The sequence below is a fragment of the Brunnivagina elsteri CCALA 953 genome, assembly GCF_002289455.1.
GTDB lineage: Bacteria > Cyanobacteriota > Cyanobacteriia > Cyanobacteriales > Nostocaceae > Brunnivagina > Brunnivagina elsteri.
Genome location: NZ_NTFS01000020.1, coordinates 26,780 through 33,512, shown reverse-complemented (window position 1 = coordinate 33,512; position 6,733 = coordinate 26,780). Strand labels below are relative to the sequence as shown.

The 6,733-nt window shown below is 38.2% G+C and carries 3 protein-coding genes; 1 reads left to right on the top strand and 2 read right to left on the bottom strand.

Translation table 11 applies throughout. The annotated features are described in order from the left end of the window. On the top strand, nt 1-4,233 hold a 4,233-nt coding region (locus CK510_RS03335; protein WP_095720342.1), incomplete at its 5' end, for a WD40 domain-containing protein. A 187-nt stretch (nt 4,234-4,420) separates the two neighbouring features. Here the strand turns inward: CK510_RS03335 and crtW are convergent. Both crtW and CK510_RS03325 read right to left on the bottom strand, forming a co-directional pair. After that, entirely contained in the window at nt 4,421-5,218 is a 798-nt protein-coding gene (crtW, locus tag CK510_RS03330) for a beta-carotene ketolase CrtW (RefSeq protein ID WP_245911830.1), read from the bottom strand. Nucleotides 5,219-6,007: 789 nt separating this feature from the next. Continuing rightward, nucleotides 6,008-6,730: a hypothetical protein gene (locus CK510_RS03325; protein WP_245911829.1), complete on the bottom strand. Its 723-nt coding sequence runs from the start codon at nt 6,728-6,730 to the stop codon at nt 6,008-6,010. Between the last annotated feature and the right edge of the window lie 3 nt (nt 6,731-6,733).

Genomic DNA, 6,733 nt, shown 5'->3' with positions numbered 1-6,733 from the left:
CACTTAGAACATCGTCAGCGCTGGCAACAGGCTAAGTCTTATTTCCAAAAATGTCTGGATGTGTTTGAGCAAGCCCAACGTCCTGATTTGATGGCGCAAATTATTGGGCTGTTGGCGGAGGTTTTACAACATCTCAAAGAATGGGGTGAGTTACAAATAGTCGCCGACAAGTCAGAAAAGTTACATCATACCCACGGTACACATTTCCAATTAGCTTGCGATTTTGGTTTTTTGGCTATTGTTGCGATTTCTCGTCAAAATTGGGCACAAGCAAGTCAGTTGGCAAGGGTAGCATTGTGGCAACTCTATGAAGCGAAGGAAAGTCAACATTCGCAACCAAATTTATTCCCGTTGTTGATGGGGCAAATTTACCGCTTAACTTTGGCTAAGGCTTTGCGAAATTTGGGTGATGATGGTAGTCACTCGCTGCGGGAATATAGCACGATTGCTGGTGAACAGTTGGAGTTGGCGAGTCAGGAACTGAAGTTATCACTGGACAATAGTGATTTTAACTACGATGTATATCGCTATATTTACTTAATGCGGTGGTTGCGGACTCTGTATTTTGAATCTGGTTTGTATTTAGAAGCCTTTATTATCAGGCAAAAGCGCCGTTCGGTTGAGCAGCAATATGGTTTGCGGGCGTTTATTGGGGCAGGGAGATTACAACCTCAAAAGCATCCTCAGACACCAGTATTTAGTTCACCATTTAATTCGCCGAACGGTACTGTGGCTTTGGAAATTACCGCTTCTGGCAGACAAAGGGATATCCAAAATTTGATTGGTAGGGTTAGTCGTGCTGACCATAAGTTAACGATTATACATGGTCCTTCGGGGGTTGGTAAAAGTTCGACAGTCACGGCTGGATTGGTTCCGGCACTGCAACAACGGACAATTGGCGACCAAATCGCCGTACCTGTGGTGCTACAAATTTATACTGATTGGGTGCGGGAATTAGGGAAGGCTTTGGGAAATGCCCTCGCATCTACAAAACCTCTGGCTATTCGCAAAGCTGGATTGGATGGGAATCTATTACCTTTTCCAGCAACTCCAATTACTATTGATGGGGTTTTGGATTTGTTGCAGGAAAATGCTCGCAATAGTATTATTACTGTTTTAATTTTTGACCAGATTGAGGAGTTTTTCTCTGGTTGTAGTCAGGTTCAGCTACAAGAATTCGATCGGTTTTTATGCGATTGTTTGAATGTGGCTTTTGTGAAGGTAATTTTCAGTGTGCGAGAAGATTATTTACACAGGTTATTAGAATTTAAGCAGCTTTCTGCACTTGAACCCATTAATTATAATCTGCTAGATAAGAATGTTCGCTATCAATTAAATAACTTTTCCCGTGAGGATGCTAAAGCTGTAATTCAAGAATTAACTGAGCGTTCCCAATATCATCTCGAACCAGCTTTAATAGATGCCTTAGTTGAGGATTTATCGGCAGAGTTGGGGGAAGTTCGTCCAATTGAATTACAAGTTGTGGGGGCACAACTCCAAGATGAGCGTATCCTCAGTTTGAGAAAATATCAACAATTTAGACCAAATAAATTAATTGAAAGATATTTAAAGGAATTAATTCGTGATTGCGGAGAAGAGAATGAAAGAGCGGCTTTATTAGTACTGTATTTATTAACTGATGAAACTAAAAAACGTCCGTTTAAAACTCGTGCCGAATTAGCCACAGAATTAGCTGAATTAGAGAACGTTGAAAAACTCGAATTAGTCTTAGAAATTTTGGTGCGATCGGGATTAGTTGTCCTCTTTCCAGAAGTTCCCGAACGTTATCAATTAATTCACGATTATTTAGTTGATTTAATTCGTGTTCTCCAACAAGACGAACTTTCTTTGCAAGAACAAGTAAAAAAGTTGCGTCAACAAGTACAGCAAAGCGAGTTAGAAATTTCCCGTCTCAATAGCGAGCTACGTCACAACAAACAAGCAAAACATCAAGATAACCAACCGCAAACAGGTTCGGATTTACTCGGAGAATTAAAAGAACTACGAAAACGCGATGAAGTTAGTCGAGTCGAACGCGATCGCTTACATGCGGAAATTGAACAGCAAAAACTCCAAGCTGAACTGATTGAAACCGAAAAACAACGCAAAAATCAAACGCGAGTCAACCGTATTCTCAAAAATGCCCTTGTAGCTTCATCTCTCGGTATGTTAATTTTAACCGCTTCCATTGGTATGGCATTTTACCAAGGACGCAAAGCTGTAATTGCTGCCAGTGAAGCAGCTAGCGCATCCAGCGAAGCCCTATTTGCTTTAGGTAAAGACATTGATTCCCTCCGAGAAGGATTGCGTGCGGCAAAGAAACTCGACAAAGCCATTTTCCCCGATGCTCAAACCCAGCAACTAGTTAAAACCGCACTTTATCAAGCAACCTATGGAATGCGAGTGCGGGAAATTAACCGCTTGGAAGGACATACATCTGACATTAATAGTGTGGCAATTAGCCCCGATAATTTAATCATTGCTTCTGCTAGCAGTGATGGTACTGTCAATCTCTGGGAGAAGAATGGTAAAAAATTACACTCACTCAAAGGTCATTCTCGCCGTGTTAATAGTGTTGCATTTAGCCCCGATAGTACAATGCTGGTATCGGGAAGTAGCGATGGAACCGTGAGATTTTGGACTAGAGACGGCAAAGCATTAAAAACCATCATATCAGGACAGCAACTAGTTAATAGCGTTGCTTGGTCTGCCAACGGACAAATCATTGCATCCGGAGGTTTTGACAGCACTGTACGGTTATGGAATCGCGATGGTAAATTACTCACAACCCTAACAGGACATACTAACTCAGTTACCAGCGTCGCTTTTAGTCCCGATGGTAATATAATTGCATCCAGCAGCAGCGATACAACAGTCAAATTATGGAGTCTTGATGGTAAATTATTGACAACACTACCGGGAAGTGGTAAGGGAAATACAGTTTTTAGCGTTGCTTGGTCCCCCAATGGGGATATGCTGGCAACAGGGAGTTGGGATAAGCGCGTGAAGCTGTGGAGTCGCAATGGTAAACTATTAAAAACCTTTGATGGTCACAAAGGTGTAGTCGCAAATGTCGCTTTTAGTCCCGATGGGAATGCGATCGCATCGGCAAGTTGGGATAGAACAGTAAAACTCTGGAACCTGGATGGAAAGGTTCTGGAAATGTTAAAAGGACATAGCGACTGGGTTAGCAGTGTCAGTTTTAGTCCAGATGGACAAATGTTAGCATCAGCAAGTCGCGATACCAATATTAAATTGTGGCGATGGAAATATATACCATTAAAGAGTATTCAAGCCCATTCTAAGAGTGTATCAAAATTAAGCTATTCCTTAAAAGGTGATTTGTTTGCTTCAGCTAGTGAAGATAACACCGTGAAAATATGGAATCGCGATGGTAAATTACAACACGATTTAATTGGGCATAAAAAAGAAGTCTGGGATGCCAGTTTTAGTCCCGATGGTCAAATTTTGGCGACTGCAAGTGAAGATGAAACAGTCAAATTATGGAATCGTGATGGTAAATTAATTAAGACATTAGAAGGGCATGATGGTGCAGTTTTAAGTGTTGATTGGTCGCCGAATGGGGAAATATTAGCAACCGCAAGTGCAGACAAAACAGTAAAATTGTGGAATCGCGATGGTAAGTTAATCGTAACACTATTGGGACATGAAGACGTTGTAAACTGGGTTAGCTTCAGCCCAGATGGTAACTTAATTGCTTCTGCAAGCGATGATAAAACAGTAAAAATTTGGAACAAAGAAGGGAAGTTAATTAGAAACTTGCCTGGTCACAGTCGTTCCGTATTTGCTGTAGCCTGGTCGAATGATGGTAAAGTGTTAGCTTCTGCCAGTATTGATACTACAGTGCGGCTGTGGACTCCCGAAGGAAAGCAATTCAAACCTTTGTATGGCAATGGTGAAAGCTTTAAAAGTGTCAGTTTTAGCCCTGATGGTAAAATAATTGCTACCCTCAGCGAAGACAAAATTAAACTCTGGAATCGCGAAAGCAAATTAGAATTGGCTATCAATGCCGAAAATGACACCTTCGCAAGTTTCACATTTACCCCAGATGGCAAAACCTTAGTAACAGGCAGTAGTAGCGGCAAAGTCATTTTTCGAGATTTAGCAGATACAGAAATTGACAAATTACTCGGTAAAGGTTGCGAATTACTACAAGATTACTTACAGAATAATACAAAAGTGGCAGAGAGCGATCGCACTTTATGCAATTAAAGCGATCGCGTGGGTTCAAGATTCGCGACTTCTGTGCGAAAATCTAAAATCTGACAACAAACATAGTTAAAAATCGGGAATCTGTGCAGGTTTGCGATAAACGGAGCTTATCGAATGGTGTCGCTAAAAATATGAGGTTATTTAGAGCTTAATGCCTTTGGCATTAAGCTTTGCTTATCGCGTGGGTTTAAGATTCTCGCTTCCATTTATATACTTTAGGTAATTCCCACCAAGGAACATTAGAATACTCATGATGTTCCTCATGATAACCAAAGTGATAGCAAGTTAGAAAAGATAGCCAGACAGAACGAGAGATTGTTTGCGAATTATGGGGTTCTTTATATCCCTCTTTCGGTTCACGATGCGGTTCAAAAGTACCAAAATAAAATAGCTGTAGCGAACTTAATATTGAAGGGAATATCCAAAAATACTTGAGGTTATTTTCAGGAGTATGCAGAGTAGCAACAATAATATTGAAAATCAACATTAAGGTCAGAATTTGTTTCCAACTCCAGTAATTTTTCATAAAATGGAAATACCAAGATAGCAAATTCTTCTGCTTGCCATTGTGGAAATCTGGATCGGATTCACTAGCTGGGTTTTTATGATGTTGCCAATGTTTTTTCAACAACTTTTGATATGACAAACAACCATATAATGTTAAACAAAGAGAACCAATAAAGTGATTCACTTTTATATTGCTGGGAAAAACCGCTCCATGCATGGCATCGTGGGCTGTTATAAATAGCCCAGTATATAAAAATGTTTGCCATAACATAGCAACTAATATAAAAAATATATTAACTTGTTCAAGATTTATAGTCATTAATAATATTAGACTAATAGCCCATATAGCCATAATTACAGTGGCAATTATTATTGAATAATGCCCTGCCAAACCTTCTTTTTTTGTATCAGGAATGGGTAATTCAGTGGAATAGGAAACAGGCTTTTGAGCTTTTAACAAAATATTACTTGTCATCATATTAAGAAGAGAAAAAAGTAACTTTACTGATAGGTTTATTTTGGAGTCGCTTGATTTTTTTTAATAGTGCTATAAATTATCAATTGTCAATCATAAATAATTAACAATAAATAATAATAACTTTTACCTATAAGAGTTACTGCAAAGCTATAAGAGTAAGCCACAAAATGAATGATCCTGTGTTGTCATGCTGAGGAACGTAGGCGAAAGACTTCCCGAAGGGTAGCATCTACGCGAGATTCTTCGTTCCTCAGAATGACATTGGGCATTTCTTTCTGTGGAGTTCTCTAAATCTAAGAACAAATCTAAGACTTGTGCTTTTCTATACAAAACCTTATATTTTGTACACAAAACTTTACACTGTACTAATAAAGAGTTTAGCACTTAAGTACTAAAAATTTCAGATAACTCTAAAAATCTGTAAAATCATATTTTGTATCGCTATATTTAGCTAAAGCAACGGATAGATTCCCAACCTCTCTAAGAAATCGGGAATCTAAGAATTGTGATATTTGATATCAACTATCTGATACTAACTATTGATTAAATAAAATATATCAGTCTGTAGTTTTAAGATAAAAATTATTTTTCATTATCTTTGTATGACTTCCGGATGCAAGTTTGTCATCCTAAAGGTTCAGAATACAAGTAAATTTAGGCTAAATTAAGTATTGATAGAAATTTATGGGAATAGGATGAATCAAGAATTGAAAATTGGATATTCAGAGAGAGTTGGAGAAGACATTTCTATATTTATTTCTATATTTATTTCTGTCTTCTCCTTCATTTCTAAAGCCATCGCAACACTTTTTCTTTAATCCTGATTTGATTCCCTTGAACAACTTTTAAAACATCCCGATTTAGGAAGTAACGAGTATTACCTTCGATTGCAACATACTGTTTATTTTTGGATTCATTTTTGGAAGTGCTACTTTCTTTAGAATTTGACAAAGGAAGAGTTACTTTTTGATTACCAATTCTCGCGATCGCAACATAACTTCCGGGTTTATCATTACCACAGATATAAATGATAAAGCTTTTGGTAACAGCTTCCTGGAGGATATTTTGCCCTTGTGGACAAGCACTGTTTAGAGATGTTCCATCAGCTGCGATCGCACTATTTACTCTCTCTCTCAATACAGTTTTTCCACGTTTCTGAATTAACATTTCATAGAGTGATATTATGTAAGCAATTTCATCATTTCTAGCTATATAAGTTTCACCACTTTTTCGCACCAGTGGTACAGTAATTTTGCTACTATCACCTTTCGTCACACGTACAAAATAACCTAATTCGTTCTCCTTATCTCCCAAACAAATATAAGCTTTGTATTTTTCTGTCTCAAAACTACGTTTGGGTAAAGAATTTTGAGTTGGACAAATTTCTGTTTCTGCTACTGATGTAACAACTGTAGCTTTAACTTGAAATGGGAAAAATTGCAATGCAAAAATACCTGCCCATGCCAATATAACTGCTGGCTGGCAGTTTAACTTGATTTTGGAAACATTCATTTT